Genomic DNA, 17,712 nt, shown 5'->3' with positions numbered 1-17,712 from the left:
TTTTATAACTATAATTGTACTATTTTACCAGTATGAACATCGTAGCGCATGGATACAATTTTTGGATGCTTCTCTTTTACAATAGGATTTTGTTTGATTAAATTTGTTGAATGTGCAATGTTAGCATTTATTGAGCCTAATAAATTTTTATCCTTCGGCATTTTTTTTTCTTCTTCTTGTTCTTCTTGTTCCTGAGCAAGAGTTTCTACAATATCATCAATGTGACTTAAATGTTTTTTATATAAATTATCTTTATCAGCTATATAGGCTTTAATGGCACCACATTCTGTATGTCCCAAAACAACAATTAATTTTACATCAAGATGTTCTACGGCATACTCAATACTTCCCATGTCAATATCTGAAATTAAGTTTCCTGCATTTCTAATGACAAACAAATCACCTAATCCTTGGTCAAATAATACTTCAGGAGAAACCCTGCTGTCAGAACAAGTAAGTACTACAGCAAAAGGATGTTGTTCATTTTGGTTTTTTAGCACTGTTTTTTTGTCTTGATGCGGATGAATAGATTTTTCGTTTATAAAACGTTGATTTCCAGAAATTAGTTGCTCTATTGGTTCTTGATTTTCAGCAATCGGGTTTGCTATTTCTTCTTTCTTGCAACCTATTGTAATACTTAAAATTGCAATTGCTAGGATTGTTTTTCTCATTTTACTTTCTAATATTTCTTCAAAAGTAGCTTGTGAATTTTGTATTTATTGTAACTTATATCACATAGCAAAAAAAGAGATTGCCTTTTTTAGACAATCTCTCGATAATAAAAAACAATGAATTATTTACAACAGCGTTGTTGGACAAACATAGTCTGATTTTAAAAGATTGGTATTTTTGATTTCGGCAAATCCACCAATAACGTCAACAAAGTTATCCCATCCGCGTTGTTTTAAAATTGAGGCAGCAATCATACTACGATATCCACCGGCACAATGCAAAATAAATTTTTTCTCTTTTGGAAATTCTGCCAAGTGATTGTTGATTTCGTTTAAGGGAACATTAATTGCTCCGATAAGATGTTCCGATAAAAATTCGCTTTTCTTTCTGACATCAAAAATTAGTGTTGCATCAAAATCAATAGTGTCTTCAAGTTGTTTGGCCGTAATTCTGTTTACGGTATCCAATTCAAAACCTGCCTTTTTCCAAGCAGTAATTCCACCGTTCAAGTAGCCAATAGTATGATCGTACCCAATACGCGAAAGGCGTACCATACTTTCTTCTTCCTTACCAATTTCACTAACTAATAAGATTTCTTGTTTGATATCAGCAATCATTTCTCCCACCCACATCGCAAAACTTCCGTCTAAACCAATGTTAATACTGTTCGGAATAAATCCTTTAGCAAATTCAGATGCGTCACGTGTATCTAATACTAAAGCTCTGGTTTCATTGGCCACAACTTCAAATTCGGTTGGATTTAATGGTGTTTTAGCTTTTTTTAGTATCGCATCTAAACTATCATAACCATTTATATTCAGCAACACATTGGCAGGGAAGTAGGCAGGAGGATTCGTTAATCCGGTCAATACAGCGGTAACAAACTCATCTTCGGTCATTTTTGGATTTAGGGCATAATTGGTTTTCTTTTGGTTGCCCAAAGTATCCGTAGTTTCTTTGCTCATCATTTTCCCGCAAGCTGAACCCGCACCGTGGTTAGGATAAACGATTAAATCATCTGATAAAGGCATTATTTTAGTTCGCAACGAATGATATAAATGACGTGCTAATTTATCTTGTGTTAGATCAGCAACAACATGTTGCGCTAAATCCGGGCGCCCTACATCCCCAATAAACAGCGTATCTCCGGTTATGATTCCGTGTTCTTTTCCGTTTTCATCAATCAATAGAAAAGTAGTACTTTCCATGGTGTGTCCCGGTGTATGAATCACTTTTACTTTGTAATTTCCAATTTCAAAAATCTGTCCATCTACAGCAGAAATAATTTCATACGCTGGTTTAGCCGTTGGTCCGTATACGATTTTCGCATTCGTTTTGTTCGCTAAATCCAAATGCCCTGAAACGAAATCAGCGTGAAAATGAGTCAAAAATACATATTTGATTTTGGCGTTGTCTTTAAATGCTCTATCAATATACGGTTGCACTTCGCGTAAAGGATCAAAAATGGCGGCTTCTCCATTATTTTCAATATAATAAGCTGCGTGTGCAATACATCCGGTATAAATTTGTTCGATTTTCATAATCAAGGTTTTTGAATTAATAATAGTTTCAGATCAATAAGATTGTGGCAAATTTAGAAGACACTTTTAATTTCCAAAGTGATAATTATCATACTAAAATAACTATTTTATCAGTAAATATAGTATGTGACAAAAGTCACAGAAGGAAATACAACTGCTGTTTTTTATTTATTACGAATAAAAAAACCATCACAAGGATGGTTTTAATTAATGAAAGATTAGAGTTATTTAAAGTGATTTTTTGGCTAAATACCAGTCCACCATTTCTAGATTACTTTTCTTTCTTTCTGCTAAAGCTTCCACAGTTTTAGGCGCTGGGATAATTACTTTATCGCCCGGTTGCCAATCAAGAGGCATGGCCACTTTATGCTCATCTGAAGTTTGTAAAGCCAGTAGAGAGCGTTTAATCTCTGCCATATTTCTACCTACATTTAATGGGTAGTACATGATCAAACGTACCTTTCCTTCTGGATCCATAATGAAAACTGCTCTAACAGCGGCAGTTTCACTTTCTCCTGGTTGTAGCATTCCGTATAATTTTGAAACCTCCATACTAATATCGGCAACTATCGGGAATTCAAATAAAACGCCTGTTTTTTCATGAACTGCATTTACCCAAGCAATATGCGAGTGGATACTGTCAATACTAAGACCCATCAGTTTGGTATTATGTGCTGCAAAAAAATCTTTTTCTAAAGCAAAACCACTCATTTCTGTTGTACAAACTGGTGTAAAATCCGCAGGATGAGAGAAAAATACAACCCAACTACCTTTATTGTATTCTGAAAATTTTAACTTTCCTGTTGTTGTTACCGCTTCAAAATCTGGGGCCATGTCGCCAATTCTTGGCATTAAAAATACTTTTTCTTCCATGATACTATTATTTTTGATTATTAATTTACTGATGCAAATATAATTTAGATAAATGTTACTAAAGGTGACATTAGTCACATTAAATAGGAAAAAATTATTATATTTTTATTAATGATAGATTTTTATTATTCGTTAATTTTTTAAATTTATGGAAGTTTTAAATGGAGCATTAGAAATGCAAGTGTGATCCGCTAAATACTATTTAAAAATAATATTCAATCAATAATAAATTGTATTAGGTAATTTAGGGTTTAAAAAATAAAATTCTAAATTTGGTTGTTTATAGCAAGTTTAGGTTTTGAATCTAATGTAATTTAGAATTAAAAAAAACATTTTTTAGAAATATAAAAATATTTTAAAATGAAAGTCAGGTATTTTATTCTAGTTATATTGATCAGTTTTTCAAGTATACTAAAAGCTCAAACGGATACATTGTATGTTTATGGCCCTGGAGGACCAGCAGCTGCAATAGAGGAATGTGCAAAAATATTTTCAAGTAAAACCTCTATCCCTGTAAAAGTAAAAGCAGGCCCCGAAGTAGAATGGATTCAAGGTGCTAAACAGAATGCAGATTTAATTTTTGGAGGTTCAGAGTATATGCTTACACAATTTACCATGCAGCATGAAGGTTTAATTGATACCGCTACACGAACGGAATTATATAAAAGAGGCGCAGCAATTTTAGTACGTCCAAATAATCCTAAAAATATTACTTCCTTAAAAGACTTGACTAAAGGAGGTATTCGAATTTTAGATGTGAATGGTGCAGGGCAATTAGGTATGTGGGAAGATTTAGCGGGCAGACAAAATCTGATAGGAGGAATTCAAAAAAATATTTACAAATCTTTCCCTAATACAGCAATGGCTATTAAAGCATGGAAAGAAGATAATACCTATGATGCATTTATTAGTTATACATCATGGTATTTTAGATTAAAAGATGTCTCAACGTTAGTTACGATTCCTACCAGAAATACGGTTTATAGAGGTACTCCTATTGCAATAACTACTGTTACTATACAAAATTCAGAGGCACAGTTATTTATTGAGTTTATGCTTTCAAAGGAAGGGCATGCTATATTTAAAAAATGGGGATGGGAATAATTAGCTAGAATTATAAAAGAATTGACAACTCTTTATCTACTGTTCACCTAACTATTTGGCAAGTTCTGATAGGTATGTTAAATAATAACTTAATTGAACCGCTTTCTTTTTATGAGTTTTCCCATAAATTTTATGCATTTGTTTTAGAAGCTGAAATTAAGTTTTATTTTTTAACTTCCTTTGATGGGTAGGTTAGCATGCCCAGTTTATAAACTAAAATAATTTTGGAGTACCATTAGCAATAATTTTTAGTGGAGCAGAAAAAAAAAGTACTATTTTTTAGCGTAAATCTTAATTTAAATTAATCATATTGAATGATAGAATTAGTTGCAAGTAAGCAAAGCAAATAAATTCAGTGATTAGATAATTTTAAATAATTTTTAGCCAATTTTATTCCGTTTTAAGGCGGTTATTCCAATAAAACATAAGTAGCATCGTAACAATTACTGAAGATGCTATACCTTCAATAAGTGTACAAATTATACAGACATTTATGGATGAATTTCCACCTAACCAAAAATTTTTGGGTAATGCTTCCATATAAGCATCGCCTCCTTTTATATAGCTGTAGATTACTAATCCTATTACGCTTAAGAGCACTCCTATTAATCCTGTACTTAATGCTGAAATGGAATCAGATGCAAAATTTATTTTGCCTTCTGCCAGTTTCATTTTTAGAGTTCTATTAATTCCGTAAAAAATAAAAAATACATTAAAGTACCGTAAATACATTATATCAGAAAAACCAAATATATTAATTAGTAAAAAATATACTCCTATTCCAATGAAAATAATAATTCCATTTAATAATTCTTTTGAGAGTTTCATTTATTTAATTTTTAAATTAATATTTGTTATTGACTTGATAATCAAAATAATAATAATTAAAATTACAAAATAAAATTATGTTTTACTAATGATTGATAATTAATTCAAGTTATAGCTTTTATCATATTATTTGAGTTAATCATAGAATTAAAACTAATTATTTTTTTGAAGGAATTATTTCTACGATATCGTTACCAATTTCCTGTTTTGTAAGAGGTTCTTAATTTTTTTTAATAAAAAGGGTAAGCAGGTTGAATTTTTTTTTGTTTTTTAATTTAAAAAGGTAGAGTAGCTCATTTTGAGAGCGACTCTACCTTTTAGGATTTTACTTTTCTAAAGTATTCAGCGCATAAAGGTCCGTTTTAGGCGTTGGATTTTGCTAAAACGTATAATTCACAAAAACGGTAAAATTTCTTCCTATTTCGGTTATTGGAGTTCTTGAAAATCCAGTTTGGCCGTTGAAAGCATAACTTAAATGATTGTTGTACTGCTTGTCAAAAAGATTCAAAATTCCCATTCCTAGATTTAGGTCTTTTATAGGAGTAACACCCGCTTTTATGTCCATGATTTCATATCCTGAAGTTGGAATTTCATCATAGGATTTTGATATTTTATTTTGCTCAGCAGTCAATGTATAATGAATTGCTGCCCAAAAAATGTCCTTTTCAAAACCAAGTTTCAATCGGGTTACCAAAGGCGGTGTAAGGGGTAAACTCTCCTTATAATCTTTATTCTCTGTGTAAACATAAGCGACTTCCGTCAGGAAATTAAAATGCGTTGCAAATTTTATATCTCCAAAGATTTCGAATCCTGTTTTGAAAGCATTTTCAATATTTCTAAAAACTTTTGGATGGATAGGTGGAGTAGTAGGGTTGTATTTTCTAATTAAGGTTTCATCAACCACTCCCATAATGTAATTTTCATAGATTGAATAGTAAATGGAACTTCCGAATTTTATTTGTTCAAAAAAACCGGAAATAGTTTCTTTTCCTGTCAAACCTAATTCAAACTGATTATTGGTTTCCGCTTTTAGATTTGGATTTCCAATGTATTCGTAAGGGTCACGACCGATATTGAAATAGGAAATATAACGCTCCTCAATATTGGCAGCACGAGTTCCTCTCCCGTAGGCAATTTCCAAAGTATAATCTGGAGAAAGTAATCTTTTATACGAAATGGTTCCGCTGAAGTTAGCCTCATTTCTTTGTTCTAAATTTGGATACAATGCAGCAAAATTAGGATCTAGATCCCTTGCTTCAGAAGTAACAAAATCTATTCTTGCCCCTATATTGAAAATTGATTTTTCAGAAGCAAACCACTTAGCTTCCGCAAAGGTTCCAAAAGTATTATTGTAACTGTCTTGCCACACTTTGTCATAATAAGCCATTGGAGTTGGTAATACCATGCCCGCCATATTTCTTTTGACCAGTCGATCTCGTCCGCCTTCACGAGAAATGTTAACCATATCAAGACCAGTGAAAAGTTTCCAACGTTCAGTAAAATTCCATTCTGCTTCCAGTTTTCCTCCATAAGTCGTGGCATTTACTGCAGAAGACGCTTCGGTACTGGCATAAGCAGCTCTTCTTGTATTACTCATCAAGTGATCTACAAAAGAATAATAGACTTTAGCAGATAATCCTTTGAATGTTTTACTGTCGCTTATCCATTTGTAATCTAAACTTCCAATGGAGCTGTCATCAATGTCAGTATCCATAGACAATCCGGCATGAAGAACATCTCTTCCAAAATTCTGACGAAAATTGGCTTGTAATCTTTGATTATCAGTAAAATTATAGCCTACTTTTAGTCCATAGCTGGTACTTTTAAAAGAAGAGGGGATTTCAGTACCGTCACCATCTTTATAATTCCCATAATCTCGATAACTCAGATTTCCTGATATATCAAATTTGCCAAAGTTTCCGGCTAAATGTAGCATGTTTACTAATGAATTGCCATTGCTTTCATAACCAGAAGATAAGGAACCGGATACTTTTTTATCACTATCCTTAGCGTTTCTAGTCACTAGATTTACAACTCCTCCAAAAGTATTTCCATAGCGAACCGAAAAGGGACCTTTGATAATTTCTATTTTGCTGACTTCCTCAGGATTTACTAATGTGGTAATCGGATCCATTCGGTTGGGGCAGGCGTGCGATGCTTTGGTTCCACCATCGAACTGGACATTTAACTGTTCGTACTGACTTGCTCTAAAAGCGGGATCTACGGCATAGCTTCCTCTTTTAATCAAAGAAAAACCGTTGATATCACTGAATAATTCCCCTGCATTTTTTGGTTGGACTACTTTTTCCTTGTAATCTTGTTTTACGATAGTAAGTGTTGGGTCCGTTTTTGTGTTTCCGGTAACGATAACCTCATTTAATAATATCGTTTTTTTGTTTACTGTATCTTGCTTGTTTGTAGTTTCTTTGGTTTGTCCAAAAGATACAACAGAACACCATAGCAAAGCCACAATGAATGTATTTTTCATTTTAAAGTTTTAAAATTGATAGGATTTTTTTAATTTACGAAAATGAAAAAAAGTTTTGTGGAGGGTGAAAATTATTTCCAAAACTATTGAAATTATGCAGCTTACATTTTGTTTGGATGTTATTTTTTATTGCAATAAACAATTTGAATTCAATAATTTCGATGGGTTGAAAAAAGAGTACTATTTCTTTTTCAATACTAATATCTTTATCAGGATTTTGGTTTTCAGTTGCTTTCGCTATTTTTGCCAAAGCACACTTTCCATTACATTTCAAGATTGGTTTATCCTTGTTTTCGCAATATTTTTCGGTAAAGTCAGTATTATTTAATGAAAAATCAAGAATAGAATAAGTCATTCTTAAATTATAAAATAAAATAGATATTAAAAATACCGTTAAAAATATATATTTCAGTACTGTTTTCAAAAGAGAAGTGAGTTAACAAGAGATTTTTGTAATCTTGAACAAATTTAAAGTATAATTTTTGTGTGTAAGGTGATAAAAGTCACGTTCAGTTATTATTGGTTCTTTATTTTTTGGTTCCAACAAATCGAATGATATCGGCTTTGCCCTTATGAAATTCACCTTCATTTAATGCTACACTTTGTATTTCGCTGATATCACAATTTAATTCTTCAAAATCTTCAAGTATCATTTCTTTTGTGTAAAGCATCGCCAAATCTTTAGGTCCACCAGAGTTATTTTGCAATTGATTCGGATTAAAGGCTTCTATTATAATTTTGCCGCCGGGCTTCAACCAAGTGATTGCTTTTTGGTGTATTTTTTTTCGAATTGACGCAGGGAAATGCGCATAGACAAAAGCAACTGCATCAATAGTATTTTTTTCATAAGTTACCGTGACAGCATCTTCAATAGTATAATTTATGGAAACCTCTTTACGAGTAGCTAATTGAATTGCTTTTGATTTTCCTATTATACTGGTATCAAAAGCATGTACTTCCCATCCATTGGCGGCAGCATAAACGGCATTTCTTCCTTCGCCTTCACAGGGTAGAATGATTTTTCCGGGAGCTAACTGTTGGAGTTGTTCAGCGAAAAAAACATTAGGTTTTTCTCCATAAACATATTCTCTTTCGCTGTATCGTTCATTCCAAAAATTTTTCATATTTGTGTATTCTTTATTTTTTTACGGATTAAAATAAAATGCTATTTCGAATTAATAACTTGTATCATCTAGTTTCACTTTTCCGTTGAATGTGCGGTATAAAAAGATAAAATAAGCTGCAAGGAGGGGTGTGCCAATCACCACAATAGTCAACATGATTCCTAATGATTTTTGTGACGATGCGGCATTGTAAATGGTTACGCTATACTTTGGATCGATAGTAGAAATTAATAATGTTGGATACAATTGTAAAGCAACCAAAACAAGCAAAAACGCCATTGTCAGAGAGGAAAAAACCAGTGCGAGCATATATCTTTTTTTTGATGCTAAACGCGGAACATTGGCTACAGCCAAGAAAGAAATTAACGGAACAACGAAATAAAGTGGATTTGCTCTGAAATTTGCGGTAACTTCCGGTATAAAAACTAAAGTGTAAAGTGTGGTAATACCGAAGCTTATAATGAAAAATATCATTCCTTTTTTCAATAAGAAAGTAAGTCTTGCATGAAGTCTTCCTTCTGTTTTTAGTAATAAATAAATAGCGCCTTGGGTCATAAATAGCGATAAAGTGGTCAACCCAACCATTATTGCGTAAGGACTTAAGAAAGAGAAAAACATATCGCCTTTGTATGCGAAATTGGGTCCCAGTGCAAAGCCTTGTAAAATATTACCTAAAACTACACCAAGCAAAAATGAAATCATAATACTGGAAATACTGTATACGTAATCCCAAGTCTTTCTCCACCAAAGCATTTCTTCGTCACTTCTGAATTTGATAGCTACTGCACGAAGTACATTAAACATTAGAAAGAGCATAAAGGGAACATACATTGCCGATAACATTGTGGCGTACATTACCGGAAACCCAGCAAATAAAGCACCACCACCAATAACGAGCCATACTTGATTAGCATCCCAAACAGGAGCAATTGCATTGATAGCAATTCTGCGACTTAAATCTTTTTTTAAAAATAGATGCCAGGCACCGGCTCCAAAATCAAACCCTTCTAAAATGGCGTAACCTGAAAATAAAAGCCCTATGACTAAATACCATAAAGTAGGATAATCAACTCCTAAAAAATATTCCATAATTGATAATTTTTAAGTTTTTTAAATGGTTGTGAAATTTACCGGTTTCTGAGCTTCTTCATAAGGTCCGTGTTTGATTTTTTTGTTGACCATATAGATGAATAAAACAAAAAGGATCGTATAAACCACTAAAAATAAGATTAAAGAAAAGAGGATGTGACTAGAAGTAACTTCTTGTGAAAAAGCTTTATCGGTTCGTAACAGACCATAAACTACCCAAGGTTGTCTTCCCATTTCGGCTGCAAACCATCCTACTTGGTTGGCTATTTGTGGTAAAATTACAGCGAACGAAAAAATCCACAACAGCCATTTAGTTTCAAATAATTTTCCACGCCACCACATAAAACAAGCAAACAATGATAATCCAATTAAAGCCATCCCAATAGCAATCATAATATGATAAAACTGAAAAACAGCATTAATCTGGCTTGGTCGGTCTTCCACCGGAAAACTATTCAACCCCGTAATCGGCGCTTTAAAATCTTGGTGCACTAAAAACGATAGCCCGCCAGGAATACCAATCCCGGTAACTTTTTGTTTTTCTTTATCAACCCAACCCAAAAGATACAAGTCCGCTGGTGCTGATTTTTCGAAATGCCCTTCCATTGCCGCTAATTTTGCGGGTTGGTTTACTGCAACGCCATCTGCTGAACTGTGTCCAGACACTAACTGTCCTAAAGAAAAGATAGTTGCTACAACAAGCGCTATTTTAAATGCTTTTTTAGAAATTTCGACAAAACGACCTTTTCTGATATAATAAGCATGTACACTTAAGACCAAAAATGCTCCCGCCAAAATCGCTCCTTGCCAAGTATGGATGATTCGGTCTACGCTTGAGGGATTGAACACCATGGCCCAAAAATCAGTTACTTCGGCACGTGCCATTAATCCTTCACCCACGATGTGGAATCCTGCGGGTGTTTGTTGCCACGAATTAGCGACTACAATCCAAACTGCCGAAAACATCGAACCTAAAAAAACACCTAATGTAGAGACAAAATGAACCCAAGGCTTTACTCTGTTCCATCCAAAAAGCAAGACACCAAGAAAGGTGCTTTCTAAACCAAAAGCAAATAAACCCTCGGCGGCTAAAGCACTACCAAAAATATCACCTACAAATCTTGAATATACGGCCCAGTTGGTACCAAATTCAAATTCCATGATAATGCCGGTAGCCACACCAATACCAAATGTTAAGGCAAATATTTTAATCCAAAAGCGCGTTAAAATTTCATATTCTTTATTTCCGGTTTTAAGGTAAAGTCCTTCCATAAGAACCATAATCAAACCGATTCCAATGCTTAAAGGGGGATAGATATAATGAAAAGCAATGGTGAAAGCAAACTGAATTCGAGCAAGAATCTCTACGTCCATAAGTAATTATTTTTTAGTATTATTGGGGTGAAATTTATCATCACCATGAAAAAACATTGTCAACCACAACACTCTTGATAAACGCATTAACCACGGTTGAAGTGCGATAAGCAGTATTACATTTAGAGGAAACCACAACAGCACTTCTTTATTTTTGAAGCCGTAACCTGTAGCAGCAATCCATGCGATAAAAGTTACTATTGATATGCCAACTGTTAATCCATAACTGACATAGCCGGTGCCTTGATAAAACCCAGGTTCTAATTCAGTGCGCTGACTGCAGAGGGAACATTTTTCGACCATTTTATTGCCATCGGTGATATTATACCATTTGTTTATGAACAAGTTTCCTTTATGGCATCGGGGACATTTGAATGAAAATATATTTTTTAAGAATTGAAGCATATTTAATATTTTAATCAAAAATAGTTTTTAAAGACAAGGTAGTGTGTGATAATTGTTACTTAACAAGAACTTGTTTGTTTTAAATTTGGTAGAACTGACTTGTATTTATAAATTTCCGTTTGAATGCATCAGGGGTTATGTTTTCATACTTCTTGAAGAAGCGACCAAAATAGGAATTGTCTTCAAAGCCTAATTCATAAGCAATTTCAGCAACTGTTTTTTGTTCGTGGATAAGTAAGCGCTTGGCTTCTAGCAGGATTCTATTTCTAATTAATTCCCCGGCTGCTATATTTACAACATCGTTGCAAACGGAATTGAGGTAATTGGGACGAATATACATTATGGAAGCATACTCTTTTACAAAGTGTTTTTGTTTATAATGTTTGTCTATCAGTTCTTCAAAATGATGAACAAGTTGCAAGGATTGACTGAATTCAGTGTTTTTAGGTATAGGTTCAAACAATCGGTTTAAATCTATTAATAATAAATTAAGCAGGGAACGTAAACTTTTCTCATAATCAGCTTCATTGTTTTTATATTCATTTAACATCCATATTGCAATAGATTTTAAGCGTTCAAATTTTTCTACAGCAATTTTTAAATAGGGCTGCTTATGACGATAGGTGAGAAATGAAAATTCACTTAATTGGTAGTTTTGATATCGAAGTGCAAAAAAATCACTTTCGAATACTAATATATACCCCTCAATTTTATCAAAATCCAGCCATTGGTGAATTTGTCCATTATACATGCATGTTACAGATAGCGGTTCAATGGGAGATTCTTTAAAATCAATCAATTGTGATCCTGTATTTTTTTCATTAAGCAAAATCATGTAATAATTATGGCGGTGCGGAATATTTAATTTTTGCATAAAAGGTAAAAAATCCGAAGTATGGTACACCGCAAACTTTAGTTCATTTTGTGTTACTTCACTACATTTGATATTTTTAATTTCATTCATAAATTAATTATCCTAAAGAAGTTATTATATAATAAATTGCCCAAGCAACAAAAACAATTATAGCAGCCCACAACCAAGACGGTACATTTTTAGGCGTCTCGCTTCCGAAAATTAAAAATTGTTTTTGATTTCCTTTTCCATAGGCATTAATCATCATAGGTAAAATTCCATCAACAACATCATTGTCTTTTAATCCATCTAGGGTTATAGCGGGACCGTTTCGAACGGTAAAAGGAATTATTCTGATGCCTTCTTTACCAGATGGATCCTTACTAATTATTTTTAGTTGATGTAAGCCATCAGTCAGTTTTCGAGTATCTAACTCAAAATTTACAGGGGCATCAAATTCTCCGATGGGTTGAATTTCATCATCTACAAATATAATTATTTTGCTTTTACTGTCCATTTTATTCGAAATTTATAACGGTTCTTTTTATATGATTTACATCGGTTTCTTTTGGTTTTACCAAATATTTTATGGCAAAAAATAAGGTAACAAAAACGGTAGCCACCATAGTCCATACAATAACATAGTCCAAGTTACTTTCGGGACCTGCACCATGTGCTATACCTCTTAAAATTTTGGGCTGTTGCTTTTCACACATCGGACAGGCATAAGTTGCTATTGATAGTATTGAAAACAGAATAGAAAATAGTGACTTTTTCATCTTACTTATTGTTTAGGTGCACTTAATTTTGCGAGATCCATTAATTTTTGTACTTGTTCCGGTGTTACCTTTTTAGCTGTGTTTCCCCAACTTGTTTTCTCATGGTTCATTATGGCTGCAACTTCTTCCGCTTTTAAATTTCCGTTAGTTCCTACTGCGGGCATTACTCCATAATCTTCTCTTGCGTCGTAACCATTCATAATGATACCTACCATAATTTCAGGATTGTCATCTAATACTATTTTACTTCCTTTTAAAGGAGGAAAAGCACCTTTTAGACCTTCACCATTTTGTTGATGACAACTCATACATTGGGCAGCATATAATTCGGCACCATCTAATTCCTTTGCACCAGCACCTGTCGTATCATCTGTTTCTTTTTTCTTTTTTTTATAAAGAAAATCTGGATTAGGTGTGCCATCTGGTAATTTTACTTGTTTTAATGATTGAAGATACGCTACTAAATTTAATGCCTCTTCAGTAGCTACTACATCTCCAATTTTACCATGCATAAATTCACTAGGTACATTCACTTTTATATCCCCTTTTTCTGCTTTTGATTTAATTTCAAATAACCAGGGATAAGGTGCCATAATGGATTGAGGCATGACAGTCCTGGGGTTATATAAGTGAACCAAATGCCAATCCTGGCTCGGTTGCCTTACACCAATATTGGTTAAATCCGGACCGGTTCGTTCTGTACCCATTAAAGTTCCAGCATTTTGCCAGATACTTTTTCGCGTACTTAGAGCATAGTCAGCCGCTATTCCGGGTCTGTCACCCCAAGTTTTATCCATATCTACATTTCGAACTTGTTGCGAGTGACACCCGACACATCCCTCTCGAATGTAAATTTGTCGTCCGGCTTCTTGCTCCTTGGTAAGTGGAATACTTCCATATAATGGGGCATTATTTTCTTGATTGTACTGTGATGGAAGAACGGCAACAAAAAGCGTTAGTGTCCCAAAAAGAATTGTAGCAAGTGAAAAGAGTTTCTTATGTTCGTGAAATAGACTCATCGTTATTTATATTTTAGTTTCAACTGCATTCGTGTCAATATTTTGATTGATCAATTCAAATGCTTTTTCTTTTATATCAATCTCAATTGTAGGTTTCATCATTTTATACATATTGTAAGCTAAAACAATATGAGAAAGCCACATTAACGTTCCTCCAATAGCTCTCCACAACCAATACGGGCCCATCATTACCACACTATCAATAAATGGTTTTCCTTCTGCCCACATCAATCCTTTGAGTGTGCCACCAATCATAAGTGGTATGGTGTAAAATTGTAAGCCTATTAAAGCCAACCAAAAATGAGCACCAACACCCAGCTGTGGTGGTTCTTTGCCAGTAAGTCTTGGCACAATGGCATAAATACTTCCAAACAATAAAAAGGTAATGATACCATACATGGTTATATGAGAGTGGGCAATAGTAAAATCAGTAAAATGCCATATTAGATTAGTAGATCTGAAGGCTTCCGCAGTACCTTGGAAAGAACCTGTAAAATAATAGATAACACCTACAAAGAAGAATGGAAGGGAATAACTATTACTTATTTTCCCCCAAGAACCTCTAAATGTCATTAGATAATTTATGGTACCAGCGGTAACTGGAATAAGCATACCAACGCTTCCAACAATAGCAACAGTTTGCAGCCACCAAGGTAACGCACTAAAAACAAAATGATGAGTTCCAATTACAGTATAAAAAAGAATTTGTGACCAAAAGGCTAGCACTCCTAAACTGTAGGAATAGATAGGTTTGTTAAGTTGTTGTGGCAGCAGGTAATATAAGACCCCAAGCATAGAAAACATAAACCACATTCCAACGGCCTGATGCATATAATATCCTTGCACTATGGTTTCACCAATACCATCTTGCCCCATTGGGATATATGCAATTATAGCAACAATAAGGATGAAAATGTACGAAGCAATAATGAACCAGTTAGAGATGTATATTTCATGTGTGGTTCTTTTTGCTACAGTTTTAATAAAGTTAATCACGGTAAGCATCAAACCATAAGCCCATACTGCCATTATTGGCCAAATAATTTCACGATATTCACCACCACCATTATTAATTCCAGCCATTAAAGATATGCCACCAACCAACATCGCTACATTCACACATATCAAAGCCGTCCAGCCATTTTTTATACTGTGCAAAGGGGCATTACTCACCATTGGAACGATATAATAACCCAGTCCCATGATTCCGATAGTTGCCCAAGCCCAAAAAACTAAATTGGTATGAACTGCTCTAAGTCTTCCTATGCTCAACCAACTGAAGGTATCTGCATCCGGTGCAATAAATTTAATACCTACATATTCACCAACACTACTTCCTATAAACAACCAAAATACAGCTGTGCCCAAAAACCATAAAATCAATTTAGTCAGTTGTGGATCAATTTTAGGGCGTTTTATTGGGGGACGTTTTACAGCAAAATAACGATAGTTTGTTTCTGAACTAATGCTTTTCAGTAATCCTTTTTTGTCTTCAGCTATTTCAGTGCCGGATAATTCAGTTGATGATAGGCTATAATCTAGTTTTTGTTTCAGTTCTTCTAATTTTTCAATTGGAGGAATGTTTTCTGGACTAGAAAGATATGCTGCTAATTCTTCAGCTTCTTTTATTTTTTGTGAGTTGAAGAACTGATTAAATCCCTTGTTTACTTTTATCGCTAAATATAAAAGAGCGAAAAATAAAGGAATAAAGACCAAAACTAAAGTAATGATAACTCCCGGTTCAGAAAATAAATGTGCTCTATTTGCAGGTGCAGTTTGTGCAAAAGTTATTTGCGGCAGCAGTGAAATAACACCGATAATCAGAATCGATATGATTTTATTGGATTGCTTTTGTTTCTTTTTTAAAATTTCAATTTCAGAAGTACTTAAGTTATTGAAGTATTTTTTAAATTTATCTTTTTTAGTCAAATTTTTATCATTGAGAAAATGAGCAGTAACGGTATTTAGTTTTAGGACTAAAAGGAAAACCAGCCCCACAATTATTATAATTAAGCTTGTCATTAATCCTAAAAAACCTATTGATTTATTTGGAAAAAAACTTACTCCATTATCCGTTTGAGCACTTGTTGCAAATGGTAGAAGGAAAGTCAATGCTACAAAAAGGATCTGCTTTGAAAAGGCATGTTTCATTTGAAAAGCCATAATTATTTGTTTTAAATTATATTGTAGAATTCTTTTAAAGATAATTAAAAAAAGAGTTAATAGTGGTGCTTTATATTTTTAAAAAGATATCTATTACGCTGTTCCTTTCAATATTTTATTCCAATATAGCCAGGGTAAAACTTTTGTTTTTAAGATCCACATTGACCATCTTGGTTTTGCTTGATCAATAGGAAAAGACATTTTTGGAGTATTGCTGTAATCAAACTCAGCCAACATTAATTTTCCATATTGAGTAGGAATTGGGCAAGCTGCATAACCATCGTATTTTGCTGTAGGTTGTTTATTGTCTAGTATCGAAAGTATATTTGCAACAACTACAGGAGCTTGTTTGCGTATGGCTGCACCTGATTTTCCACAAGGGGCGCTTGAGCTGTCTCCCAATGAAAATACATTTAAAAACTTATTGTGTTGCATTGTATATTTGTCAACATCAACATATCCTAATGGGATTGTCAGATTCGTGAGTGGGCTTTTTTTAATAAAGTCTGGTGCTGATTGTGGTGGTACAGCATGGCATAAATCAAATGGAATTGATTTTCGTTCTACTTGACCGCTACTAGTTTCCTGTTCGTAAAACGCAATTTTTTTATCCCCGTCAATTTCAGTAACATCAACTTTAAAATGAGTTTTTATATTTCCTCTTTTTACTACTTCATCCAAAGTTTTCGCGTATTCTTTTATTCCAAAAATGATACTTCCACCAGAAAGGTAATGAACATCACATTTATCGAGGATTCCTTTTTTACGCCAATAATCGACAGCTAAATACATAACTTTATGCGGTGCTCCACCACATTTTATAGCGCCCTTCGGATTGGTAAAAATTGCGGTTCCTCCTTCGAAGTTTTTTATGAACTCCCATGTTTTCGGTGCAAATTCAAAAGAATAATTACTGCTTACATTATTTTTTCCTAACGTTTCTTTCAGACCTTTAATTTTTCCCCAATCTAATTGTATGCCTGGACATACAATTAAAAAATCATAACTAATTTTTTTGCCATTAGTACAAACGACTGTATTCAGTTGCGGTTCAAATTTAGTTACTGCTTCTTTTATCCAAGTAGTTCCTTTTGGTATAAAATCCTTTTCCTTCTTTACTGTTTTATTGATATCATAAACTCCTGCACCCACTAAAGTCCAAGCTGGCTGATAATAATGTTTCTCGGAAGGTTCAATAATTGCAATATCTAAATTGCTTCTTTTTCGAAGTAATTGCGAAGCTACTGAAAGACCAGCATTTCCTCCACCTATGATTACTATTTGATAATGACTTGACATTTTGTTATAAATTTTAATTATACAAATTAAATCAAATTCAAGAATTGGTGTGTGGTGCTTTAATGGGTTTTAATGGTACTTTTTACTTTAAATAAAAAACA

Annotated in this window: 17 protein-coding genes; 1 reads left to right on the top strand and 16 read right to left on the bottom strand. The window is 33.6% G+C overall.

The features are described 5' to 3' along the window. Window positions 1–8: 8 nt before the first annotated feature. From DR980_RS13215 to DR980_RS13205, 3 genes are all read right to left on the bottom strand, one after another. Window positions 9–671, bottom strand: coding sequence for a carbonic anhydrase (locus DR980_RS13215; protein ID WP_084089503.1), 663 nt, complete (start codon window positions 669–671; stop codon window positions 9–11). A 126-nt stretch (window positions 672–797) separates the two neighbouring features. Beyond that, window positions 798–2,213: an MBL fold metallo-hydrolase gene (locus tag DR980_RS13210; RefSeq protein ID WP_113636893.1), complete on the bottom strand. Its 1,416-nt coding sequence runs from the start codon at window positions 2,211–2,213 to the stop codon at window positions 798–800. 228 nt (window positions 2,214–2,441) lie between these two features. After that, a complete protein-coding gene (locus DR980_RS13205; protein ID WP_113636890.1) occupies window positions 2,442–3,086 on the bottom strand; it encodes a peroxiredoxin in 645 nt (214 codons plus the stop codon). 360 nt (window positions 3,087–3,446) lie between these two features. Here DR980_RS13205 and DR980_RS13200 point away from each other — a divergent pair, with 360 nt between their 5' ends. Beyond that, window positions 3,447–4,190 (top strand): substrate-binding domain-containing protein, encoded by a 744-nt coding sequence (locus DR980_RS13200; RefSeq protein ID WP_113636888.1) that lies wholly within the window; start codon window positions 3,447–3,449, stop codon window positions 4,188–4,190. A 390-nt stretch (window positions 4,191–4,580) separates the two neighbouring features. Here DR980_RS13200 and DR980_RS13195 read toward each other — a convergent pair whose 3' ends face one another. From DR980_RS13195 to DR980_RS13135, 13 genes are all read right to left on the bottom strand, one after another. Beyond that, entirely contained in the window at window positions 4,581–5,018 is a 438-nt protein-coding gene (locus DR980_RS13195; RefSeq protein ID WP_072944127.1) for a hypothetical protein, read from the bottom strand. A gap of 379 nt (window positions 5,019–5,397) precedes the next feature. Next, window positions 5,398–7,506: a TonB-dependent receptor domain-containing protein gene (locus tag DR980_RS13190; protein WP_113636885.1), complete on the bottom strand. Its 2,109-nt coding sequence runs from the start codon at window positions 7,504–7,506 to the stop codon at window positions 5,398–5,400. A gap of 34 nt (window positions 7,507–7,540) precedes the next feature. Then, the gene (locus tag DR980_RS13185; protein ID WP_113636882.1) at window positions 7,541–7,861 is read right to left on the bottom strand and encodes a hypothetical protein; all 321 of its coding nucleotides are present in this window, start codon (window positions 7,859–7,861) and stop codon (window positions 7,541–7,543) included. Window positions 7,862–8,033: 172 nt separating this feature from the next. Further along, the gene (locus tag DR980_RS13180; RefSeq protein WP_113636879.1) at window positions 8,034–8,630 is read right to left on the bottom strand and encodes a class I SAM-dependent methyltransferase; all 597 of its coding nucleotides are present in this window, start codon (window positions 8,628–8,630) and stop codon (window positions 8,034–8,036) included. Between the two features lie 51 nt (window positions 8,631–8,681). Further along, complete coding sequence (gene cydB, locus DR980_RS13175) at window positions 8,682–9,719, bottom strand: cytochrome d ubiquinol oxidase subunit II (protein ID WP_072944119.1); 1,038 nt, start codon at window positions 9,717–9,719, stop codon at window positions 8,682–8,684. Between the two features lie 21 nt (window positions 9,720–9,740). Next, window positions 9,741–11,093: a cytochrome ubiquinol oxidase subunit I gene (locus tag DR980_RS13170; protein ID WP_113636878.1), complete on the bottom strand. Its 1,353-nt coding sequence runs from the start codon at window positions 11,091–11,093 to the stop codon at window positions 9,741–9,743. A gap of 6 nt (window positions 11,094–11,099) precedes the next feature. Continuing rightward, on the bottom strand, window positions 11,100–11,498 hold the full coding sequence (locus tag DR980_RS13165) for a DUF983 domain-containing protein (RefSeq protein ID WP_242497116.1): 399 nt from the start codon (window positions 11,496–11,498) through the stop codon (window positions 11,100–11,102). Between the two features lie 79 nt (window positions 11,499–11,577). Beyond that, window positions 11,578–12,462, bottom strand: coding sequence for a helix-turn-helix domain-containing protein (locus tag DR980_RS13160; RefSeq protein WP_113636874.1), 885 nt, complete (start codon window positions 12,460–12,462; stop codon window positions 11,578–11,580). A gap of 7 nt (window positions 12,463–12,469) precedes the next feature. After that, window positions 12,470–12,868, bottom strand: coding sequence for a cytochrome C (locus DR980_RS13155; RefSeq protein ID WP_113636872.1), 399 nt, complete (start codon window positions 12,866–12,868; stop codon window positions 12,470–12,472). 1 nt (window position 12,869) lies between these two features. Next, window positions 12,870–13,130 (bottom strand): hypothetical protein, encoded by a 261-nt coding sequence (locus DR980_RS13150; protein ID WP_113636869.1) that lies wholly within the window; start codon window positions 13,128–13,130, stop codon window positions 12,870–12,872. A gap of 5 nt (window positions 13,131–13,135) precedes the next feature. Then, entirely contained in the window at window positions 13,136–14,149 is a 1,014-nt protein-coding gene (locus DR980_RS13145) for a cytochrome c (RefSeq protein ID WP_113636867.1), read from the bottom strand. A 6-nt stretch (window positions 14,150–14,155) separates the two neighbouring features. After that, window positions 14,156–16,312: a cbb3-type cytochrome c oxidase subunit I gene (locus DR980_RS13140; RefSeq protein ID WP_113636865.1), complete on the bottom strand. Its 2,157-nt coding sequence runs from the start codon at window positions 16,310–16,312 to the stop codon at window positions 14,156–14,158. Window positions 16,313–16,405: 93 nt separating this feature from the next. Further along, window positions 16,406–17,611 carry an NAD(P)/FAD-dependent oxidoreductase gene (locus DR980_RS13135; RefSeq protein WP_113636862.1) on the bottom strand — a complete coding sequence of 402 codons (1,206 nt, stop codon included), beginning with the start codon at window positions 17,609–17,611 and terminating at the stop codon, window positions 16,406–16,408. Window positions 17,612–17,712: the final 101 nt, after the last annotated feature.

It is taken from the genome of Flavobacterium psychrolimnae (genome assembly GCF_003312425.1).
Classification (GTDB): domain Bacteria; phylum Bacteroidota; class Bacteroidia; order Flavobacteriales; family Flavobacteriaceae; genus Flavobacterium; species Flavobacterium psychrolimnae.
The sequence above is the reverse complement of the archived record's forward strand: the minus strand, read 5'-3'. Positions and strand labels throughout refer to the sequence as shown.